We start from the raw sequence: 22,652 nt of genomic DNA, 5'->3' as shown, positions 1-22,652 counted from the left end.
AAGTGAAAATCCTGACGATCCTCGGTACGCGTCCCGAGATCATTCGACTCAGTTTGATCATTCCAAAGCTGGATCAGTACGCTTCCCGGCATATCCTGGTTCATACCGGACAAAACGACGATCAGGCCCTCAGTGATATTTTCTTCAAACAGATGGGGATTCGTCTGCCGGACTATCACATTCACCACGGGGCACATTCCTTCGGAAAACAAATCGGAAAAATGTTCGCCGAGGTGGAAGAAATCCTGCTCAGGGAGAAACCGGACCGCGTCCTCCTCCTCGGGGATACGAACAGCGCCCTTTGTACCATCTTGGCCGAACGGATGGGGTTTCCCGTCTACCACATGGAGGCGGGAAACCGCTGTTTCGACGCGAATGTTCCGGAAGAAATCAATCGCAAAATTATCGATAGCATTTCTTCCTTCAATCTGCCCTATACCGAATGGAGCCGACAAAACTTATTGCGTGAAGGGGTTCCCTCCCAGCGAATCTGGGTGTCGGGTAATCCGATTTATGAAGTGTTGAATCATTTTCAAGAATCCATTGACAAGAGCGACATCTTACAAAAGATCGGGCTGGAAAAAGAAAAATACGTGCTGGTGACCACACACCGAGCTGAAAATGTGGATCATACCCTACACCTGAAAACGATCGTTAACGGGCTCCGTCTCGTCGCTGAACGAACCGGACTACCGGTCATCTGTAGCGTTCATCCCCGCACGCGATCCCGGCTCAAACAAAACAACATCGATCCCTGCCACCCCAACCTCATTTTTCATTCTCCCTTCGGCTTTTTTGACTTTGTGAAATTGCAGAAAAACGCCCGGGCCGTGGTCACAGACAGCGGGACCGTTCAGGAAGAAAGCTGTATCTTCGGTGTTCCGGCTGTCACCATTCGAAAGAGCACGGAAAGACCTGAGACAGTCGCTTGTGGGAGCAATACGATTTCCGGCCTGGATTCGGAACGGATCGCCCATTGTGTGGAATTGATGATCCACTCCCGTCACTCCTGGAATTGTCCCGAAGGCTATCTGGACCCCCATGTATCAACCAAAGTGGTCAATATGCTATTAGGAGGATTGAACCATGTTTGAAAATAAGCGGATTTTAATCACGGGGGGAACGGGCTCTTGGGGGCAAGAGTTGACACGAAACCTGTTGCAACACCGTCCGAAGGAGATTCGGATTTTTTCCCGCAACGAATTTGCCCAGGTCACCATGGAACGCAATTTCGGCCATTCACCCCTACTGAACTTCATCATCGGAGATGTCAGGGATCGAGATGCTGTCGACCAAGCCTGTCGTGGAATGGATTACGTCTTCCATCTAGCCGCATTAAAACATGTCCCCATCTGCGAAACGCAGCCTGACGAAGCCCTAAAAACCAACGTCCTAGGAACCGAAAACATCATCCAAGCCAGTATCCGACACGAGGTAAAAAAGGTAATCGATGTCTCCACCGATAAAGCTGTCGATCCCATCAATTTTTACGGCATGACCAAGGCTTTCGGCGAAAAATTGATGATTCGGGCCAATGATCTATCCTCCGCCACCCGGTTCGTTTGTATCCGGGGAGGAAATGTCCTCGGCACCAATGGCAGCGTGGTCCCCTACTTCAAAAAACAAATCGCGGAAGGCCGAGAAATCACCCTGACATCGATGGATATGACCCGGTTTTTCCTAACGATTCCCGAAGCGATCGGTTTGCTGATCAAAGCGGCCATCGACGCTATCGGAGGGGAAACCTTCGTCATGAAAATGAACACCTGCCGTATTGTTCACTTAGCAGAGGTATTGATCCGTTGCCTAGCAGATAAACCCGTTTCCATTAAAGAAGTCGGTATCCGTTTAGGCGAAAAGTTGCATGAAGTCCTTGTCTCTGCCAATGAAGCTCCCCGCACCTATCGATACAGTGACCAATATTATGTCATCCTGCCGTCTCACCCGTCCTCTGTTCTCACCCAACGCTACGCCTCCTTCGAAAAGGCGGATTTCCAAACCTATTCCTCCGTTTCTGACCCGATGTCCCACGAGGAGATTGAAGCGCTGCTTCGGCGGGGTAGAATGCTGCCGTAATCACGCTTAAGGAGGGTTAATCTTGACAATGCTGATATCCGGCGGCCGCCGGGGGGCCAATTTCGCCCATCCCGGTTCCCCTTACCCGTCCATGCTGGAGGCACTGAAGAAATGGATGGGATCACGCTCAGAAAGGAAAGGCTCTGATGCGTGATGTGGGTGTTGTGATGCCCGTTTACAACCAGGAACCATCCTATCTCCGGACCTCCCTCCGTTCCGTTCTCCGGCAAACCTACAGCGATTTCACCTTCGTGATCGTCATCGACGGGGCCGACGACAAGACCGTGCGAACGGTCAGGGAAGAAACCTCCGGTGATCCGCGGGTAAAGCTTCTTTTCCATCAACAGAACCAAGGCGTCTCCAAAGCCTTGAACACGGGGTTCGGGTATTTAATGACTCAGCCCCGCATCCGATACCTGACTTGGGTGTCCAGTGACAATGTCTATTACCCCCCTTTTTTAGAAACCCTGCGTGCAAAGCTCCATGAAGGACCGTCCCGATTGGGGTTTGTCTACAGCAGCTTCCGCAATGTCAACGAGAAAGGGGATTGCATCCATACCCCAAACCTTCGCTGGTATCAAGAAAAACCCAAAGAAGAGCTCCTCGATGTCTGCTTTGTCGGGACTTCTTTTATGTATAAAAAATGCTACGCCGAAAAAATCGAAGGCTACCATATGGAACCCGTGGAGGACTACGAGTATTGGCTACGCCTAATGGAACTTTGCGAGATCGACTATATCCCCGAAGAATTGATGGATTACCGGGTAAATTCCGCCCATAGCGTCTCGGCCCGGCTGCGGAATTCCATACAGCAGCACCGGCGGTGGCGGTACGCCTTCCAATTGGCGAGGCACCAAGCCAGACAACGACGCAATATCCCCTTTGAAACCACGGTTATCTTCCCGGTACACGATAGAATCCCCAACAAGGTGGACCTGATGGAAACGTTGTTGGAACAGTACTACGGCAATTACAAACTCCTGGTCATCGACATATCTTCCCGAACCACGTGGGCACCCGTGCTGAAATATATCGAAGACCCCCGCGCCGCCATCCTGACGATGCCGGGTGCCACCGTGGAAAGTGCGGTAAGGAGGCTTCTCCCAAATATCGGTACTCCGTATGTCATGATCTACGGTCCCCGTACCGCTTGGCCCCCGCTGGTTGTATGGGATTACCTCCTGAAACTGGTCCTGTATGCACGGTGGTATATCGGCGAGGAGTTCCTTTCCGTCCGTTACTCCGAGGTGGAGAAAACGATTCTCCTCAAAACTTCCGCGGAAATGGAACCGGTCCCCGGTGAGCTTTACCGGATAAAAAGCCTGTTGAAGGTATTGAAACAAAACTGAATAAAAGTCGAACGAGAGGCCCCTTGCCCAACGGTTTCCCGCCCAGTCCCTATCGACCCATCCGACTATTGCGGGGCGGAATGCTGCCGTAATCCCGGAATCGCATCCTGATCATTAGAAAGGAAGGTGTCCCTGTGCGTGACGTCGGAATCGTGATGCCCGTATATAACCAGAAGCCTGCCTATCTCCGTCCCGCCCTTCGCTCGGTTCTTCGCCAGACTTACCGGAACTTCGCATTTGTAATCGTGATCGACGGGGCCGATGCCCAAACCGTACAAACCGTCAAAGAGGAAACCAAGGACGATCCAAGGGTAACTCTCCTCTATCACCAAAAAAACCAAGGTGTCGCAAAAGCCCTTAATACCGGGTTCAAAACCATGATGGCTCTGCCCCACATTCAATATCTCACCTGGGTATCCAGCGACAACGTGTATTATCCCGATTTCCTGAAGACGTTACGAAATACGCTGCATCGAGGTCCGGAGGAGTTGGGCCTGGTATACAGCAGTTTCCGGCATATCGACGGAGAAGGAAAGGTCATCCGGGACATCAACCTGGTTGATTTTCGCCGGTGGCAACGGAAAGACAAAAAACATCTGCTTAATGTCTGTTTCGTCGGTGTCTCCTTCATGTACAAAAAAAGTGTCGCTCTCGCTGCCGGTGAATACCGGATGGAGCCTGTGGAGGATTATGACTACTGGCTTCGATTAACCGAACACTGCGACATCGAATACATCCCCATTGAACTGATGGATTATCGCGCGAATTCACCAGGCAGTGTATCCGAAACCTTGCGTGGCTCAAAAGCCCAACATCGTCGGTGGCGTTACGGATTTCAACTGGCAAAACACCAGGCGAGACAGCGAAGGGGCATTCCCTTCGAAACAACGGTGATTTTCCCTGTCAGGGATGGATCAGAAAAGACCGTCAACCAACTGGAAACCTTGTTGGAACAATTTTATAGCAACTACAAACTGCTGATCATGGACCTTTCCCCCTCTTCACAAGCGACTTCCGTCCTCCAACATCTCTCGGACCCGAGGATTGCATTTGTCAACATGCCTTCCGCCAATGAAAAGGAGGCCCTGCTTCAAGGCGTCCGTGTCGCCAACACCCCTTTCTCCATGGTCTACGGAACAACTAGCTTCATGCCGATGTTTTTCTTAGAAAATATGGCATCGGAATTACAGAAGAGTTCTGACAATGTTCTCGCCACCTTTATGAGATCCGATGGTTCTGTCGGACATCAGGTGCATCTTACTGCCAATGAACCCTTCAAGAATAAGCTGTACCGGACCACCGAACTGTTCCACGCTATAAAACAGACCCCCGGTAAACTCTTGAAACCGCTGCCCAAGGTATTCATCAACTCCGTCCCGAAGAGCGGAACCCATCTGATGCTGCAAATTATTCTAGGCATTCCGGGGATGATGCAGCATCACACCCCGTGGCACTATCCTAGCAACTTGGAAGGGTTGAACAAGATCCTCCCCGGCCAAGTGGGCATGGGCCATTTCCCATACAAGCCTTCCTACTCACAGGTACTTAAAGAACTGGGGTTCAAAGTCATTTTCATCAGCAGAGATCCCCGAGACGTCGCTGTATCACTCGCTCATTTCACCATGAAAAAAAGCCCGATCTTTGGGCCGAAACAACACCATCCGCTCTACCCCTATTTGATCCAACAGAAAACCCATGAGGAACGATTGATGACGATCATCAAAGGGACGCCTCCCTCTTCACCCCATCGATGGCCAAATATCTTCCAGTACACATACCAGCAATATAACTGGTTGAATGCACCGGATGTTTGTCATATCAAATTTGAAGATCTCATTCAACCCTCTTCCCAGAAGCTAACTGTCATGAAGATTATTCGATTTTTGAGCAGCGATTTAGAAGGGTTGAGATTATCAGCGGAAGAATTGGCACAAAAGATGATCGGGAATATCCAATCGGAAACTTCCGAGACTTTCCGAAAGGGTAAAATCGGAGGTTGGCGAGCAGAATTTACGGCTCAACATAAAGCTGTTTTTAAACAAATCGCAGGAGAGCTCCTTGTCCAACTGGGATATGAGAAAAACCTGAACTGGTAAGCTTAACGTTAGCAGACGGTTAGATGATATCCCTTTTGACGCATCCGGAAAAGTATGATACGTTGTTGAAAAATTGAATCCTTGAAAGTCCACTGGGGGAATCGAAAGATTGAGACGGGGCAACCCGGACCCTTTGAACCTGATCTGGTTGAGACCAGCGTAGGAAAGTGGAGCTGCCCCTTGAAAAGACGGTCGCTCCATTATGGTGCGACCGTCTTTGTTAGCAAAGGAAGGCGCTCCTGCCGTCACCGATCAGGGAAGCGGGCTTTCACATGAAGGAGCGAAAATGATGAAACACCTCCTGACCATCGCAGGCAGTGACAGTGGGGGCGGTGCTGGCATTCAGGCCGACCTAAAAGTCTTCTCCGCCCTGGGAACCTACGGCATGAGCGTCATCACCGCCGTCACCGCACAAAACACGCAACAGGTCACGGATGTCCGAGAATTGGATCCGGAAATCATTGAAGCGCAAATACAGGCCGTATTTGGCGATATCCGGGTAGACGGAGTCAAGATCGGAATGGTCGGCAATGCGGACGCTATCGAGCGGATCGCTGACAACCTCGCCCGTTTTCGACCGCAACCCATCGTCATCGACCCGGTGATGGTTGCCAAATCCGGGGATCGCCTTCTCGCCGGGGAGGCAGTTGATGCCCTCGTTACCCAACTTCTTCCCCTTGGCACACTGATCACCCCCAATATCCCGGAAGCGGAAGTCCTCTTAGGGACTTCTATCACTAGCATCGAGGAAATGGAAGAGGCGGCCCGCATATTGGCTGATCGGTTTGGAACGGAAGTGCTGGTCAAGGGGGGACACCTGTCAGGTGAACCCCTTGATGTCCTGTCCACTGGTCGCACTTATCCTGGGAAAAGGATTGAAACCCGTCATACCCACGGCACCGGATGCAGTCTCTCTTCCGCGATCACCGCATTGATCGCTCAGGGACATGCTGTGGAGGATGCCGTTGACCATGCGAAACGGTATGTTTCCGAAGCGATTCAACATGCCTTTCCTATCGGGGGAGGTCATAGCCCGATTCACCACTTTTACACCTGGCACACGCTTTCTGAGGGAGGAACCCGCTGTGACTGATTGGAGCCGGATGGTTCGCAACAGTCTCTCCCTCTACCTTGTTACTGATGAAAAGGAGAATCTCCTCGAGCGCACAGAAGCCGCCCTCCGCGGTGGGGTCACCTGTGTCCAACTGCGTGCCAAAACCGCCGGTTCCCGTCGTTTCCTGGAGGAAGCACGGGCAATGAAAGCCCTGTGCAATCGATACGGTATCCCCTTCGTGGTCAACGACCGAGCAGATATCGCTCGTTTGAGCGGAGCCGATATGCTCCATATCGGCCAGTCGGACCTTCCCCTTCCAGAGGCTCGCCGCATAACGGGACCAGACATGCCCATCGGCGTGTCCGCCAAAACCGTCGAAGAGGCCCAACGAGCGGAAGCCGAAGGCGCTGCCTACCTTGGCGTCGGCTCCGTTTTTCCCACAGCCTCCAAACCCGATGCTGAACGGGTCGCCCCGGAGACCGTCCGAAGCATCCGACATGCCGCCTCTCTCCCCATTGTCCTCATAGGTGGTATCAACGAAAACAATCTTTCTGAAGCTGAACCCCTGATCAGCGATGGAATTGCAGTCGTTTCCGGGATCCTTTCCGCACCGAACCCCCAACAAACCGCCGCCTCTCTCCGCTCCAGGGTGGACCGGCTGGTTCGCCTTTCGTCACAGCTCCGATGATTGATAACAGCCTGTCTTTAGAGACAGGTTATTTTTTTATGGGAAGAAGTCTGGGTTGCAAACTCGTTTATAGTTTAAAATCTACTACAGATAACCATTTTCACACATACAGGGTATCCATCTAAAGCAATTTTTTGTAAAGGGGATATAGTATGAGTACATCATTGATATAGGGGTGAAAACCATTGCCATTAAAAGGACGGACGGTTCTGGTAACTGGGGGCAGCGGCTTTATCGGCAGCCATTTAACTGAAAAACTCCTGGACGAGGGAGCCGAGGTTCGGGTATTCATCCGATATAACTCGATGAATACCCGCGGATTTATTGATACGCTTCCCAAGGAAAAACAGAGAGAAATCACTATTATTACCGGGGATCTCCGAGATCCTGCCGCCGTATCCCACGCAGTCAAAGGAGTTGATGTCGTCTTTCACCTAGGGGCTCTCATTGCTATTCCTTACTCGTATAAAAACCCGATGGAAGTGATTCAGACGAACGTCCTCGGAACGACCCACATCGCCCAAGCCGTTTTACAATGGGATGTTCCGCTCCTGATCCATACATCCACCAGCGAAACCTACGGAACAGCGCAAGTTATCCCGATGGATGAGTCCCACCCCCTCCAGGGCCAATCCCCCTATTCCGCTAGTAAAATCGGGGCAGACAAGATTATAGAAAGCTTTCATTGTTCTTATGGCATGCCTGCAATTACCCTTCGCCCCTTCAACGCTTATGGTCCCCGGCAATCCATGCGGGCGGTGATCCCGACGATTATCAACCAAGCACTCTATCAAGATGAAATTCGTTTGGGGAACCTTTCCCCGACTCGAGATTTCACTTTTGTCGAGGATACAGCCCGTGCCTTCATCCGAGCTGCTGACTCTGGAAAAGGAGTAGGCGAAACGATCAACGTGGGCTCCGGCACGGAGATTTCCATCGGGGGAATCGTGGAAAAAGTACGGAGAATTGTAGGCCGGGATATCCCCGTCCGTGTCGATACCGACCGGCAACGACCTGACAAGAGTGAAGTAGACCGCTTGGTATCGGACAGCACCAAAGCGGCTCGTGTTATGGAGTGGAAACCGTCGGTATCCTGGGATGAAGGATTGAAACGCACCATCGACTGGATCAAAAACCATCCTCATCTCTACCGACCAGAGGAATATGTCCTATGACAAGAAGGATAAAGATGGATCGCTACTTCCTCCAGGCTGATCCATTGAATCCCGGCTTGCAGTCTCCTGGAGGAAAATTATGAGCGACCGCTTACGAGTCTGCATCACAGGGATCAATGGGTTTGTCGGTAAACACTTTGTCCGCCATTTAATCTCAGACGGTGTGTTGATAACAGGTACAGGCAGAAAAAAAAACCCTCCCTATTCTCTCCCCGACCTTTCTTACCTCTCCTGTAACCTTCTCGATTATGACGAAACGGTACGCCTGATTCGCGATTCTAATTACGATTACGTGATTCATTTAGCTGCAGAAAATCGGGTTCTCCCACCCGGAGAACAATCTCTTTCAACAATAAAAACCAATGTGTTCGGGACCCTGAACCTATTGGACGCCCTTCGTGCTCACACCCCCACTCGTCTGAAAGGAATCCTGATTATCGGCTCTGCCCATGAATACGCCATCTCAGCGGAATCGGGGGACCAACCTCTAGCTGAAGATCACCCCGTTGCTCCTTTTAATCTATATGGATGGAGCAAACACCTCCAAACCTTAATTGCCCAACGTTATGCTCAACTCTATGACCTTCCAACTATGATTGCCCGGACGTTCAACTTGGTCGGACCCGGAACCGACCGCGGGCTTAGTGCTGAGTGGGCTAAGCAGACAGTGGAAATCGAAAAAAATGTGCGGCCCCCTGTTCTGCGAGCCGGAAATATAAATGTGGCAAGAGATTTTTTGGATGTCCGAGACGCTGTCCGCGCATATTGGCAGCTACTCCAGGCAAAAAATGTGCCCCCCGGAACCCTGGTTAACGTCTGCAGCGGCAGAGCAACTCAGTTGGAGGACATCCTTTCTTTATTCCAAAAACATAGCCGAACTCCTTTCCGAATAGAGACAGATCCAACGAAAATCCGAGAGAAGGATCCGCCATCGATCCGAGGCAGTAATCAACGGTTAAACCAACTTACCGGCTGGACCCCATCGATTCCCCTCATTCGTTCTGTAACCGATTTACTGGAAGAATACAGGAATACCCTTTAAAGTAAGCTCAAACCGCACCCGTAACGGGTGCGGTTTGTTTTCAGCGTGTTTGGCTGAGACGGCTATACAGGTCTTCCAGGGTGCGGATCTGTCGTTCCCGGCAAGTTTGGAGAATTTTCCCCCACAGAACGGCGGTCATGATCGAATCCCCATCAGCGGTATGGCGTCCGCATATCGGGATCCCATAGCGATCAAGAGCAGTATCCAGAGAATGATCCGGCCATTCCCGATGCAAAAAACGAATGATCTGCCAGCCGTCGATCACCCGGTGGGTCAACTTAGGAGCCCCGCTTTTTTTGAGGCCGGCTTGAATGAAAGCCGTATCATGGCCCGCTCCGTAAGCGACCAGCGTCCGGCGCTCGATAAATCGGAGCCATTCGGCCAGCGCTTCCTGCAGGAAAGGAGCCCCTTTCACATCCTCAGGAGTAATGCCGGTGAGGCGGGTGATCTCTTCCGGTACGGGTTTATCCGTCCGGACATAGGTATGGAAAGGCGGTTCTTCCAGCACTTTTCCGCCATCCATCCGAACGGCCCCAATGGAGAGGATCTCATCTCCGTGATAGGGGCGGAAGCCCGTCGTTTCGAGATCGAAAATGACATAGGGTATTTCTAACAAGGGAGAACCGAGATGAACCCTGTTTTTTGCATCCCGTATCATGGAACGAATAAAGGCTTCCCGACGGAAATCCCTTTCTCCCCCGATTCCAGAAATGGATGTTCCCCGCTTGCGGATCCATTCAAATAAATCCATGGTCCTCCCCACCCTTCTCCCGTAGCCTCAACCGCCTATCCCGTCCCATTCCCCGCCGTGCCTGTTCACTTCTTTTCGTAACGAAGCGGCAGTACGCATGGCCCGTTTCAACAGATGCAATTCCTCTCTCCCCAGGCTTTTCGGATCGATATGGTTATCGGCATCCCGATCCATCCCGTTCTCCAGCCGTGAGTGAATAAACAAACGCAGCCGCAAAAACGTATCCAGTGCAGTACCGACCTCCTTTACCTTCCGTTCCGACCAACCAAGGATGGGAGAAATTTCATCCATTCTATCTCGAGTAGAGGATTTCTTCCCTTGGTACCGCAGAGACCAAAGACGAACAGCTTCCACTAATTGCAGATACCCTCCCTCTTTGATGTCCACTTCTCCCGCATGATTCCCATGGAGTTCCGGGTACAAACGGCTAAAGGGACCAAGAGGTACGCGCCTATGACTGGGCCGCTGGGCTTCTTTCACCAACACAGCCGGATTTTCTTGCAACAGTGACTGGAATCGGGCTCGCCATCGGTGGTATAGTTGCTCCTCCCCGCAGACAGGACGGGCATCGGAAGCGATAATCGTATAGCGCGCATGGTCCAATCCCGGATCTGAAACCCAGGTGTTGAGTCGTTCTTCCCATTCCGCTAAAGTACCGCGCCAGCGAGGATTGGTGGCCATGACGTTCCCTTCACAAAGGGGATAGCCCGCTTCCTCCAACCCTTTCACCGCCAACTCCGCCAACCTGGCAGCTACCTGCTCCGCTTCCATCGCTGAAAGCTCTCCTGCCTCGTACAGGAGGGCATTATCCTGATCCGTCCAGAAGGTAGCCTCCTCCCTCCCACTGCTGCCCAAAACCAACCAGCAATAACGGGGAAGAGGCTTAGCCCCTTCCCCGCGCACCCGATGTTCCGCCAATTGCAGAACCCGGCGGATGATGCTGTCATGCCACCCACTCACACAACGGGTGATCTCGGCAGGAGAAACCCCTTCACAGATCATCGCTTCCGCCTGTACCGGGAGCTCCCGGTGGATCTCGCGGAGTTCCCCCATTTCCGCCGCTTTATCCACGGTCCGAATCAGGGAACGAATCCACTCCTTCCGTGAAAACATCATGTTGTCCACCCGCTTTCCGGGATCAGCTTGCTTCTTCGCCGGTTTCGGCAAAGTGGGTCCCTTTCTTTTCCGGTACCGGTAGCTGTTCCGGATAACCGTAAGAGCCATGTTCAGAAAGATCGAGACCCATCACTTCGTCCTCTTCCGATACCCGGAGGCCCATTAGTTTTTTCAGCGCCCACAGGATGACAAAGGATACAACCGCCACATACAGACCCGATGCGACAACCCCAAGCGTCTGAACTCCCAATTGGGTAAAGCCGCCTCCGTAGATGAGACCCGCTTTTCCGACACCCGTCAGTTCCACCAGACGCGGAGAAGCAAAGAAGCCTGTAGATAAGGTGCCCCAGATGCCCGCAATGCCGTGAACGGAGAAAGCATAGATAGGATCATCGATCCCTTTTCGCTCAAAGTATAGGGCCGTAAATACCGTCAGGGATCCGGCAATCGCTCCAACAGCCACTGCCGCCCAGGGTTCAACAAAGGCACAGGCAGCTGTGATGGCCACTAACCCGGCAAGAACCCCGTTCAACATCATCGGGATATCCGCTTTCCCCACGACCAGCCGGGCCGTCACCAAAGCGGCAACCGCACCTGCCGCTGCGGCTAAATTGGTAGTCAGCGCGACAAATCCGAAAAATCCGTCTTGGGCGGTCAGTGTACTACCCGGGTTAAAACCGAACCAACCGAGCCAGATAATCAAGGTCCCCAATACCGTAAACACTTGGTTATGCCCCGGAATAACATTGGGCGTCCCATTGGCGTTGAACTTGCCGATCCGGGGTCCGAGAAGAAGCGTGGCCACCAGTGCAGCGATCCCACCTTGGAGGTGAACCACCGTCGAGCCGGCGAAATCCTGCTTCCCCAGTTCATGCAACCAACCGCCGCCCCAGATCCAGTGTCCGACCACCGGGTAAATCACAGCCGTGTAGAGGATGCCAAAGAGGACATAAACCCCCAGCTTTGCCCGTTCCGCAAAGCCTCCCCAGGCAATCGCCAGAGAAACGGCAACGAATGAGAGTTGAAAGAGGAAGGAGATCTCCAGAGGGATGGCTCCCTTTTCCGTCGGCATATCAAGGAACCAGCCGGAAAATCCTACCCATTGGTTTCCTTCCCCGAAGGTAACACCGTAACCAACAGCCCAGAACGCCAGCGCACAAATGGAAAAGCTCAGCATCTGCTTACCGGCGACATGACCAGCATTTTTCATCCGGGTGGAGCCGGCCTCCAACAGAGCGAAACCAGCTTGCATAAAGATGACAAGGATCGCGCAAAGCATCACCCAGACCGAATCAATGGATAGCGTAACTTTCTCCAACAAAACCCTCTCCCCATTATGTTATGTTATGATTCCTAACATTTGTTGATATTGATAATACCACATTCACCGCTGTCAGACAATAGTTATGTCAAGTTTATTCACATACATTTTCATACATCACGCAAAAACGGGGTCCCGCAAACGCGGGCCCCGTTTTTGACGCTGTTCGTCATTTGATTCCCAGGCGAGTATACAAGTCCTGCCACCGTTTGACCGCCAGATTCCAGGTGAAATGCTCTTCCACTCGTTTCCTCCCATGGTTACCTAGTTCTCGCATCCGATCCGGATTCTCCAGAAGTGAAATGCAAGCATCTGCTAACTCATTTACAGGATTTTTTCCAGGAACTAACACACCTGTTATCCCGTCTTCCACCACCTCTGGGATGCCTCCGGCACATGTGGAAACGATGGGAAGGCCTGCTGCCATCCCCTCCAAATTAACAAGGCCAAAGGCTTCGCTTCCCATGGAAGGTGTAACCAGGAGATCAGCAGCGGCAAGGAGCGTCGGCACATGGTCATGGCGAACATAAGGAAGCCAGGTAATCCCTTCTCCAAGGCCTTGAGCCTCTTTCCGTATGCGACGCACATAAGGGGTAGGTAGATTTTTTCCGTAATGGCTCCCGCCAGCAATTAGGAGATGTGCATCCGGATGATGTCCACGGATTGTCCGGTAAGCTTCAATTAGATGATGGAGACCTTTTTGAGGAAGAAAACGCCCGAGGAAAAGAAGAACTTTTTTCCCCGACACCTGCAATCGCTCCCTCTCTTGCTTCCTCCACTCCTGTGCCAAGGAATCCTCCGGTCCAGGAATCCAGTCTGGATCCACCCCCAAAGGAAGTACTTCTATATTTGAAGCCAGAGGGGCCCAACTCATCAATCGCTCCTTCAAAAACACACTGTTAGTAAGAACCGCATCACACAACTGGAAGGTCTTCTCCAACTCTTCCGTCCGAATCGAAGGTGGTTGAAAAAAACGATCTGAATGAGCGTATAAAAGCAGTTTGGCATCGGGACAAACTTTCCGCACCCTCTCGACAACAGCAGGGCGGTTCTCCACATGAATGATATCCGGACAAAGGCGCCGCAAATGGCCCATAGCTAGATTCCAGTATCCTTTGCGGTCGTTTGTAGGAATTTCGATGGAGCGAATGGAAGGGAGACTCCCCACCCCCTTTCCGATTACATACACCAGGTTGCTTTTCCCCAGTCGGCTTGAAGTTTCCCGAACTGCCGTTTCCACCGAGCCACTCTCCCGCCCCGAAAGAGGAAGAGTCCCTGGCGTTAGGAAAGCGATTCGGGGGCCTACCGTTTCTCGATTTCGAAGGAGAAAAGCGGCATACTCCATCGGGCGACCAAAGGTGAGCTCCCACGACCGCCAATCCTCCGCCTGCCGGAAGGTGATCCGCAAATCCCGACCGTTCACCTCGATAATCCAGACCCGGCCAGCGGTATCTAACCCCACATCCAGTCCTAAATCCGCCAACCCCTGAGAATAGCCGGATAATACTTCCGCAGTCTTCACCGACACCCGCTCGATCTCATGAAGAATTTTTTCCGAATCGGCCATGCCCAATTCTTGAAGCAAGGGCTTTAACATCCGTGCCCGCCCGCCTACAGCGACATTCGTGGCTACGCCTCCCGAGGGGCCCACGCGGGCCACAATGCCGGATACTTCCCAGGTGCCGGATTTTCCTCGCTGGACAGACACTCGGATATCGACAGGCCCTTCTTGCAGCCGAATCAGATCCACTCCCTGTTGAAGGAGATAGTTTTGCCTTGATTGTTTCCCTATCAATTGATGGAGCGACCGATCGACCGGAACCCACTTCACCTTTCGCTTATACGGGGAAGACACTTGAACTCGTTTTCCATCGCCTTCCCGGTTCAGCCGGTAGATCCCCATTGCCAAACTTTTGTCACTGGGTTTCAAATAAAGAATGGAATGGCGGCTGAACAAATTGGTCAGTGCATCATAGGAGGCCTTCTTCGTCTCAGGAAGGTAAGAACTTAATGCCGGTTCCCGGGCAAGAATCCGGTAAACGGTCCATTTATCCAGACGGTTATCCGTGTTGAAAAGCGTCGTTTCTTCCAAGCGACGAAGACGAGACAGTTCAGGACTGTCCCGCAGCATCGGCTTGATACGGTTATGGATGAGACACGGAAGGGGAAGCCGTTTCCGTTCAAATCCGCCGTCGGCGTTTCGTACATATCCGTGAACCGTGAGATCGCTGTAAGAGATATCATCCAAGGTAAAGAAAACAGGATGAAACCCTTCCTTTTGACCGTAATCATCGTACAACGCAAATGATTCATAAGGAGAGCACGCCTTCAGGCAATCACGAAAAATGTGCCGGCTGATCAAAATCCCCACCTCATATGCCACTCCCATCCCCCCCTCCTGTCCGTATCAATATATGTCGATGCCAAACCAGCGAAATAAACACTTAACCACCCAGCCAAAAAAATAGACGGAAGCATAGCTTCCGTCACCCGCCCTGATTGACCCAATTATAAAAGGAAAAGGAATCCGTATCTCGGTCTTTCTGCTCTTCACCAGATTGATACAGAACACCCTTCTGTCGGAAACGGCGGGAGAATTCCACCGCTTCTTCCGGGGTACGCACCTGGTTACGCTGCCACTCCAACAAAATCCGATCGATGTAACGAAAACTCGGCTTCCCCACAAAAACCGCTTCCCGAAGAGCGGCCACGATCAACTCTTCTTTGTGGCCATCGACGTCCACCCATTGGGAAAGCGTCTCACAATCCATTGGGGATAAGGGGCGGCCAAATTCCCGCTCAAATAACTGGAACAGGTTGTCATAGGTGGCTTTGGCTCCCTCGTCAGGCTTGGCTCCGTGCCTATCCAGACAGGAGGCTGCCAACTGTTGCAACAGCGGTGAGATGGAATAACGCTCGCTGCGTAAGCCATCCTCATCCACGGATTCCTCAATCTCAAGAAATCCGCCCCGCACCAGCGTCTGCAACCAGCGGACGATCTGATCCGCTGACACGCTCATCCGTTCTTCCAGCTGGCTGACCGTCGGAAACGGCGTCCCCTCCTTCTCCTGAAACACGATAATATGAAGGAGAAGCATCACCTGCCCCTCCGTTAGGCCCAACCGGTTGTACTCTGTGAACAGCATGACCGGAAAAGCCGAAGATCCTTGGCTCAGCCCATGAACCAAAGCAGCGTGCGGCGACATTTTTCGATCCATATCCATCCACCTCTCGCTCCTACTATATCAACCACCCGCCGCAAAAAATAGACTTGAAATACCTGAATAAAGAGAGCACCAGCCATAGCCGATGCTCTCTTTGTTTCGGGACGCTGTCCAGGGAACGCTCATCGGTTTTGTTACGGATAAAGGCGATTGAGCATTCTGGGAAAGGGGATCGTCTCCCGCACGTGATCCAGCCCGCAAATCCAGGCAACCGTCCGTTCCAATCCCAGGCCAAAACCTGAATGAGGGACCGTACCGTATTTGCGGAGATCGAGATACCAAGCGTAATCCTCTTTGGGAAGCTGGTGTTCCTCAAAACGCTGTTCCAGGAGGGCCGGATCATCAATCCGCTGACTGCCACCGATGATTTCCCCATAACCTTCCGGTGCAATCAGGTCCGCACAGAGGGCAACTTCCGGCCGTTCCGGGTCCGGCTTCATATAGAATGCTTTAATCTCAGTCGGGTAATTCGTGATAAAGACCGGACGATCAAAGCTTTCAGCGATCTTCGTTTCATGAGGGGCGCCAAAATCGTCCCCCCAAGTGAATGCCATTCCCTCCCGATTCAGCAATTCTACAGCCTCGTCGTAGGAAATTCGGGGGAAGGGGGCCTTCACTTTTTCCAGGAAGGAGATGTCACGCTCCAGTACCTCTAATTCGCTGCGGCATTCAGCAAGAACATGTTGCACCACATGGGACAGCATTTCTTCCTGAATGCGGAGGCTTTCTTCGTGGTTGACGAAGGCCATTTCCGGCTCGATCATCCAGAACTCGATTAAATGCCGGCGGGTCTTCGATTTTTCCGCCCGAAAGGTGGGACCGAAGGAGTAGGCCCTACCCAGAGCCAGTGCCGCTGCTTCCATATAGAGCTGACCGCTCTGCGTGAGATAAGCGTCTTCGTCGAAGTATTTGGTGTGAAAAAGATTGGTCGTCCCTTCACAGGAAGAAGGAGTTAAGACCGGCGGATCCACCTGAGTAAACCCGGCTTTGTTCAACCAGTCCTGAACAGCATGAATGATGGCCGCACGAACCCGGAGAATCGCCGACTGTCGGCGGGACCGAATCCATAAATGGCGGTGATCCATCAAAAACTCTACCCCGTGCTCTTTCAGAGAAATCGGGTACTCATCCGCCTGCTGGATCACTTCGAGCCCCGTCACGTCCATCTCATACCCACTAGGAGCGCGGTCATCGGCCCGGATCGTCCCCTCCACGTAGAGGGAACTTTCCTGAGTCAGCTTTGATGCCTGCTCCCAAACCTCGGGGGAAACCTGTTTCTTCAGGAGCACCCCCTGTATGTAACCCGTCCCATCCCGCAGTTGAAGGAACTGGATTTTACCGCTGGAACGTTTATTATAAAGCCATGCGCCCAGCTTCACCGACTCACCGACATGGCTGGAAACCTGTTTAATACTGGTTAGCATGATCATTCCTCCCTCCATACCCGTTTGTAGACCCGTCCATTATATCCCGGCGTAAAAGGCGAGTCAACGCACGAACAAACTCTCTCCGTCTAATTATAACGAGACAGCGGGATGAGAATCCCGCTATAATGAAAATAGATTTAGCCAACAACTAAAGGTGGGTACCCATGAAACATGGAAAGACATTGTTACTTATGGTTTTATTGTTAAGCCTTGTCGCCTGCAGTCAACAAGTTTTTGACTCTTCTCCCGATCCGGCGGAAAACAGCAAACAGACCGCCAACAAGAAGTCCGACTCTCCCTCGCACCTTCGGTTGGCGGTGGTTGGTGACCTGATGATGCACGACACCCAGATCCAAGCCGGGAAGCAAGTAGATGGGAGCTACAACTACGATTCTTTTTTTAAAGAAGTGAAACCCTGGTTCAAGCAGGCTGACCTCGTTGTCGGCAATCTGGAAACCACTCTCCCCGGTGAGAGTAAACCTTACTCCGGATACCCCCTTTTCCGTGCCCCGGATGCTTACGGACAAGCCTTGCGGGAAGCGGGATTTGACCTCGTCTCTACCGCCAACAACCACTCGATGGATGCCGGTGAAGAGGGTGTAGTCCGGACTTATCGCAAGCTGAAAAAGCTAGGAATCGAACCTGTGGGGACCTCCCCTGGACCCGAACCCCAAGAGCCGGTCCTGGTAAAACGGAACGGGATCAACCTCTCCTTTTCCGCTTATACTTACGGAACGAACGGGATCCCCTTGCCGAAAGGAAAAGAATACTTAGTCAACCACATCCAGACCGAAAAGATTAAGGAAGATATCCGAAAAAGCAAGGCCAAAGGGGCCGATTATATCGCCGTCATGCTTCACTTTGGCCTCGAATACCAACGGGAGCCCAATGCGGAACAAAAACGGGTGGTCAAGGAAGTGCTAGAGAGCGGCGCAGACGTGGTATTAGGCGGCCATCCCCACGTCTTGCAGCCCATGGAGTATCCAAAGCAGAATGGGAGGGAAAAGTTTGTAATCTACTCCCTCGGCAACTTTGTTTCCGACCAGGTCAAACCTTATACCAACGACGGGGTCATCCTTTATCTAGACTTGTTGAAAAAGCACAAAGAGAAAACCCAGCTGAAAAAAGTCTCCTACATCCCTACTTATGTCCACAAATTCCGCGAAGGTGGAACGCGGCAATTCACCGTCATCCCCATTAACAAGGGATCTGAAGGAGTGAAAACCCCTTCCTATCCCTCTTTGGCGGAAAGAGATTTAAAGAGGGCCTGGAAAGACACGACCACTCTGATGAATCGGTACGATGAGTTCCCTGTCTTTTCTCAGCAGGAAGACAAACACAAAAGATAAAAGCCATGATCTCGGGCACCCTGCAAGGGTGTCCTTTTGTATTGATAAGTCCCCGCGATCCCAACCCGTCTTTTGTAGACTGGTTCCTTTACCTTGAATTAAGTTTGTAAAACAAACTTGTTTAAGATATCCTCTACGTCACAAATTTTATCTTTTCTTCCAAACAAAAAAACCTCCCGTCTGGGAGGTTTTTTTGTAGATCAGTAGAGTTGAATGTACTGTTCCCGCTCCCAAGGATGTACTTGGGTACGGAACATATCCCATTCGATCTCCTTGGCTTCCACGAAGTGGGCAACAGCGTGTTCGCCGAGAGCTTCGCGGATCACAGAATCCTTTTGCAGTTCGTCGAGGGCTTCTTTCAAGGTGGCCGGCAGGCTTTCGATACCAGCTTCCTTCCGCTCCTCTTCGTCCATCACATAGATGTTGCGGTCGGTTTCCTTCGGCAGTTCCAGCTTGTTCTTGATACCGTCCAGACCCGCTTTTAACATAACCGCCAAAGCCAAGTACGGGTTGGCGGAAGGATCGGGGCTGCGGACTTCGATCCGGGTGGAGAGACCGCGGGAAGCCGGGACCCGTACCAGAGGACTCCGGTTTTTCGGGGACCAGGCAACATAGCAAGGAGCCTCATACCCCGGCACCAGACGCTTGTAAGAGTTGACCAGTGGGTTGGTAAGGGCGGTAAAAGCCTTCGCGTGCTTCAAGATCCCGGCCAGATAATAACGGGCGGTCTCAGAAAGACCCAGCTCATCACTCTCTTCAAAAAAGGCGTTCTGTTTACCTTTGAAAAGGGACTGGTGACAATGCATACCGGACCCGTTCACACCGAACAGCGGCTTCGGCATAAAGGTGGCATGCAAGCCGTAACGGCGGGCGATGTTTTTAACCACCAATTTGAAGGTCTGGATATTGTCGGCGGCAATAACCGCGTTGGCATATTTAAAGTCGATCTCATGTTGTCCAGGCGCCACCTCATGGTGGGAAGCTTCCATTTCGAAGCCCATCCGTTCCAGAGTGACGACAATGTCGCGGCGGCAGTTTTCACCGAGATCCAGCGGTGCCAGGTCAAAATAGCCGCCCTTGTCGTTCAGATCAAGGGTGGGTTCACCGTTGGCGTCGGATTTAAAGAGGAAAAACTCTGGTTCCGGTCCGACGTTAAAAGAGGTGAAGCCCATCTCTTCGGCTTCTTTCAGCACTCTCTTCAAAATACCGCGGGGGTCACCCGCAAAGGGTTCGCCGTCCGGAGTGTAAACGTCGCAGGTTAGCCCGGCAACGCGGGAATCTTCTGTTCCACCCCATGGATAGACGATCCAGGTGTCCAAGTCGGGATAGAGGTACATGTCCGATTCTTCGATCCGCACAAATCCTTCAATGGAGGATCCATCGAACATCATCTTGTTGTCAAGGGCCTTTTCAAGTTGACCTTTCGGGATCTCCACATTTTTGATGGTTCCGAGCAGATCGGTAAACTGTAGGCGGATATACTCCACGTTTTGTTCTTCGACCTGTTTTAGGATGTCTTCTTTCGAGAATTTCGACATGGACTTTTTTCTCCCTTCAAGTTGGTGGTTCTGATCGCCACATACACATCAATGGAAGAAACGGGATAGCTCGCCTCGAATCAGATGACTCTGATTGGGACGTGCAGACAGCTCAGAAAGCTGTCGCTTCAACAGTTTGTGCAAATCAGCGTCGGACATATCCGGCTTTTTCACTTCAACTGTCTCTTTAGGCTGATCAGCCGTTTCCTCCCCATGCAACATCTCTTTGACGCCAGCGATGTTTATCCCCTTCTCCATCAGGGATTTGATCTGGAGTAGACGATCCACATCGTTAAATGAGAACAGCCGCTGATTTCCTACGGTACGAGCAGGCTGAATTAACTCCTGCTGCTCGTAATAGCGCACCTGCCGGGGTGTGAGCTCAGTTAGCTTCGTCACGATACCCATGGAGAAAAGGGGCATGTTCCGGCGAACATTGTCGCGCATCAGCAGTGCCTCCCTCATTTTTGTTTCTGTCCCTATTGTATTCATGTCATATTTACTTGTCAACCTGTGTAAGGAAATTTGACAAAAACAAAATTGAAATCGCTCCCACTCCCTCTACCTTTCCCAGTAATAATGATAAAAACCGCCAGGAGGCGGTTTTGTGGAGGTATGAAGAATATCAAAGGGAATGTCACCTGCTCATAGGACGAGGATGAGGAACCAGATCAGGAGCCCTACCATCAGGAGTCCCTTGAAAAAAATACCCCCGAGAAAGCCGACCAACGTCCCGTACCCGATCCGCAAGGCTTCTTCCCAGCTCTTTTTTTGGAGCAGTTCGACAAGGATTACCGCTGCTAAAGGGCCAATGAGCAAACCGGCGGGCCCGAGGAAAATACCGACCAGGGCACCTGCGAAAGCAGCCCAGACCGCAGCTCGGGAGCCCCCATAGGTTTTAGCTGCGATCCCGCCAGCCACATAATCGACTGCCACTGCCCCAATGGTAATTAGTACCGCTCCGACCCAAAAGGATAGACCAAGGGCTGTCGGGTCAATCAAGAAATGATAGACGGCAAAGCCGCCCAGAAAGAGGGGCATATCCGGAAGAACGGGCAAAAAAAGGCCCGCAAAGCCAAGAAGAAAAAGAACAAGGACAATCAACCACCAAAGAATCTCCATTTCCGATTTTTCACCTGCGTTCTCGGATAAATTGGGTAGTACTGTGTTGCTGTTGGTGGAGCATCAAATCCAGGGCGGTCAGAATACCGATCTTGACATGGGAATACGTTAGTCCCCCCTGCATGTAAGCCAAGTATGGCGGCCTCAGCGGCCCATCGGCGGATAACTCGATGCTGGCACCTTGGACGAAGGTACCAGCTGCCATAATTACCGGATCTCCATAACCGGGCATGGCAGACGGCTCCGGTTTCACATGGGCATCCACAGGAGAAGCCCCTTGAATTCCCTGGCAAAAAGCAATCAAGGGCTCCGGTTTGCCAAAACGGATCAACTGGATAATGTCCGTACGAGCTTCAAACCAGCGGGGAGTGCTGATGAACCCTGCCGCTTCCAGTATGGCTGCCGCATAGACGGCTCCTTTTAATGCCTCCCCTACCACGTGAGGAGCGAGAAAGAAGCCTTGGTAATAATCTCGGAGGTACCCGTGTGTAGCACCACCCTCAGCCAGAATACCAGGGGCGACCAGGCGAGCAGCCGCCCGATCCACCCACTCCCGCTTCCCGGCGATGTATCCGCCGGACTTAGCCAGCCCTCCACCCGGGTTTTTAATCAGCGAACCGGCGATTAGATCGGCCCCGACATGGGTTGGTTCCCATTTTTCGACAAACTCACCGTAACAATTGTCCACAAAAATCACCGCATGGGGGCAGATCCTCCGTGACTCCTCCACCATGGCCTCGATCTGATCGATGGTAAAGGAAGCCCGTTCCGCATAGCCCCGGGACCGCTGGATAGCGATACATTGGGTGGAGGGGCTTACTACCTCCCTCACTCCCTGCCAATCCACTTCACCGCTGGGAGTAAGCGGGATCGCCCGATAGCGAATTCCAAAATCGGCCAGTGAACCGGAACCGTCGGCTTTTTCTCCGATTACTTGTTCGAGGGTATCGTAAGGGGTGCCGGTGATATACAGCAACTCACCCCCCGGTCTTAATACCCCGAACAAGCAGGAGGCGATCGCATGAGTGCCGGAAACCATGTGCGGGCGACAGAGTGCTGCCTCTGCCCCGAATACCTCGGCCATGATCGACTCTAGCGCTTCGCGCCCCATATCGTCATAACCGTAACCGGTAGAGGCTACCAAGTGGGCTTCAGACACCCCAGCCTGCCGGTATGCTGCGAGGAGCCGCCATTGGTGCTCATCCACCCGGCCTTCGATCGCTCGGATGACGGGAGCGATCTTCGCTTCCGACTCCTCTCCCCACCGTTTCAGAATCTCCTGGTTTTCAAAATGCTTGTACACCGTTGCAACACCATTTCCACA

General features: G+C 52.1%; 20 protein-coding genes and 1 riboswitch. Of the genes, 10 read left to right on the top strand and 10 right to left on the bottom strand.

From position 1 onward, the window contains the following. Positions 1–2 precede the first annotated feature (2 nt). The 9 genes from wecB (at position 3) to ACFOUO_RS14105 (ending at position 9,480) form a co-directional block, all read left to right on the top strand. Positions 3–1,094 (top strand): non-hydrolyzing UDP-N-acetylglucosamine 2-epimerase, encoded by a 1,092-nt coding sequence (wecB, locus tag ACFOUO_RS14145; protein WP_380705795.1) that lies wholly within the window; start codon positions 3–5, stop codon positions 1,092–1,094. Then, entirely contained in the window at positions 1,087–2,076 is a 990-nt protein-coding gene (locus ACFOUO_RS14140; protein WP_380705794.1) for a polysaccharide biosynthesis protein, read from the top strand. Before wecB ends, ACFOUO_RS14140 begins: the two co-directional genes overlap by 8 nt. A 22-nt stretch (positions 2,077–2,098) precedes the next feature. After that, positions 2,099–2,230 carry a hypothetical protein gene (locus ACFOUO_RS14135; RefSeq protein WP_380705793.1) on the top strand — a complete coding sequence of 44 codons (132 nt, stop codon included), beginning with the start codon at positions 2,099–2,101 and terminating at the stop codon, positions 2,228–2,230. Further along, a complete protein-coding gene (locus tag ACFOUO_RS14130; protein WP_380705792.1) occupies positions 2,223–3,425 on the top strand; it encodes a glycosyltransferase family 2 protein in 1,203 nt (400 codons plus the stop codon). The genes ACFOUO_RS14135 and ACFOUO_RS14130 overlap by 8 nt, the downstream gene beginning before the upstream one ends. A gap of 134 nt (positions 3,426–3,559) precedes the next feature. Beyond that, positions 3,560–5,521, top strand: coding sequence for a glycosyltransferase (locus tag ACFOUO_RS14125; protein WP_380705791.1), 1,962 nt, complete (start codon positions 3,560–3,562; stop codon positions 5,519–5,521). 84 nt (positions 5,522–5,605) lie between these two features. Next, positions 5,606–5,704: riboswitch (TPP riboswitch) on the top strand. A 106-nt stretch (positions 5,705–5,810) separates the two neighbouring features. Beyond that, on the top strand, positions 5,811–6,614 hold the full coding sequence (thiD, locus tag ACFOUO_RS14120) for a bifunctional hydroxymethylpyrimidine kinase/phosphomethylpyrimidine kinase (RefSeq protein ID WP_380705790.1): 804 nt from the start codon (positions 5,811–5,813) through the stop codon (positions 6,612–6,614). After that, positions 6,607–7,263, top strand: a complete 657-nt coding sequence (gene thiE, locus ACFOUO_RS14115) for a thiamine phosphate synthase (RefSeq protein ID WP_380705789.1) — start codon at positions 6,607–6,609, stop codon at positions 7,261–7,263. Before thiD ends, thiE begins: the two co-directional genes overlap by 8 nt. A gap of 185 nt (positions 7,264–7,448) precedes the next feature. After that, complete coding sequence (locus tag ACFOUO_RS14110) at positions 7,449–8,438, top strand: SDR family NAD(P)-dependent oxidoreductase (protein ID WP_380705788.1); 990 nt, start codon at positions 7,449–7,451, stop codon at positions 8,436–8,438. Between the two features lie 79 nt (positions 8,439–8,517). Next, a complete protein-coding gene (locus tag ACFOUO_RS14105; protein WP_380705787.1) occupies positions 8,518–9,480 on the top strand; it encodes an NAD-dependent epimerase/dehydratase family protein in 963 nt (320 codons plus the stop codon). Between the two features lie 40 nt (positions 9,481–9,520). Here the strand turns inward: ACFOUO_RS14105 and ACFOUO_RS14100 are convergent, their stop codons facing one another. The 6 genes from ACFOUO_RS14100 to asnS all read right to left on the bottom strand — a co-directional run bounded on the left by ACFOUO_RS14100 (position 9,521) and on the right by asnS (position 17,316). Continuing rightward, on the bottom strand, positions 9,521–10,231 hold the full coding sequence (locus tag ACFOUO_RS14100) for an exonuclease domain-containing protein (protein ID WP_380705786.1): 711 nt from the start codon (positions 10,229–10,231) through the stop codon (positions 9,521–9,523). Positions 10,232–10,258: 27 nt separating this feature from the next. After that, the gene (locus ACFOUO_RS14095) at positions 10,259–11,344 is read right to left on the bottom strand and encodes a DUF294 nucleotidyltransferase-like domain-containing protein (RefSeq protein ID WP_380705785.1); all 1,086 of its coding nucleotides are present in this window, start codon (positions 11,342–11,344) and stop codon (positions 10,259–10,261) included. Positions 11,345–11,369: 25 nt separating this feature from the next. Beyond that, positions 11,370–12,665, bottom strand: a complete 1,296-nt coding sequence (locus ACFOUO_RS14090; protein WP_380705784.1) for an ammonium transporter — start codon at positions 12,663–12,665, stop codon at positions 11,370–11,372. Between the two features lie 172 nt (positions 12,666–12,837). Continuing rightward, positions 12,838–15,057, bottom strand: a complete 2,220-nt coding sequence (locus tag ACFOUO_RS14085) for a YheC/YheD family protein (RefSeq protein ID WP_380705783.1) — start codon at positions 15,055–15,057, stop codon at positions 12,838–12,840. A gap of 97 nt (positions 15,058–15,154) precedes the next feature. After that, entirely contained in the window at positions 15,155–15,886 is a 732-nt protein-coding gene (locus ACFOUO_RS14080) for a DnaD domain protein (RefSeq protein ID WP_380705782.1), read from the bottom strand. Between the two features lie 140 nt (positions 15,887–16,026). Continuing rightward, positions 16,027–17,316, bottom strand: a complete 1,290-nt coding sequence (gene asnS, locus ACFOUO_RS14075; RefSeq protein ID WP_380705781.1) for an asparagine--tRNA ligase — start codon at positions 17,314–17,316, stop codon at positions 16,027–16,029. A gap of 167 nt (positions 17,317–17,483) precedes the next feature. On the opposite strand from asnS, the gene ACFOUO_RS14070 reads away from it, so the two are divergent. Then, positions 17,484–18,668, top strand: a complete 1,185-nt coding sequence (locus ACFOUO_RS14070) for a CapA family protein (RefSeq protein WP_380705780.1) — start codon at positions 17,484–17,486, stop codon at positions 18,666–18,668. 200 nt (positions 18,669–18,868) lie between these two features. Here ACFOUO_RS14070 and glnA read toward each other — a convergent pair whose 3' ends face one another. The 4 genes from glnA to ACFOUO_RS14050 all read right to left on the bottom strand — a co-directional run bounded on the left by glnA (position 18,869) and on the right by ACFOUO_RS14050 (position 22,631). Then, positions 18,869–20,206: a type I glutamate--ammonia ligase gene (glnA, locus tag ACFOUO_RS14065; RefSeq protein WP_380705779.1), complete on the bottom strand. Its 1,338-nt coding sequence runs from the start codon at positions 20,204–20,206 to the stop codon at positions 18,869–18,871. A 48-nt stretch (positions 20,207–20,254) separates the two neighbouring features. Further along, on the bottom strand, positions 20,255–20,653 hold the full coding sequence (locus ACFOUO_RS14060) for a MerR family transcriptional regulator (RefSeq protein WP_380705778.1): 399 nt from the start codon (positions 20,651–20,653) through the stop codon (positions 20,255–20,257). A 198-nt stretch (positions 20,654–20,851) separates the two neighbouring features. Further along, a complete protein-coding gene (locus tag ACFOUO_RS14055) occupies positions 20,852–21,328 on the bottom strand; it encodes a DUF456 domain-containing protein (RefSeq protein WP_380705777.1) in 477 nt (158 codons plus the stop codon). A 10-nt stretch (positions 21,329–21,338) separates the two neighbouring features. Continuing rightward, positions 21,339–22,631, bottom strand: coding sequence for a methionine gamma-lyase family protein (locus ACFOUO_RS14050; protein WP_380705776.1), 1,293 nt, complete (start codon positions 22,629–22,631; stop codon positions 21,339–21,341). Positions 22,632–22,652 lie beyond the last annotated feature (21 nt).

Origin of the sequence: Salinithrix halophila (assembly GCF_042650125.1) — a bacterium.
Classification (GTDB): domain Bacteria; phylum Bacillota; class Bacilli; order Thermoactinomycetales; family DSM-45169; genus Salinithrix; species Salinithrix halophila.
Note: the sequence above shows the minus strand (reverse complement) of the source record. Positions and strands in the feature narration are given on the sequence as shown.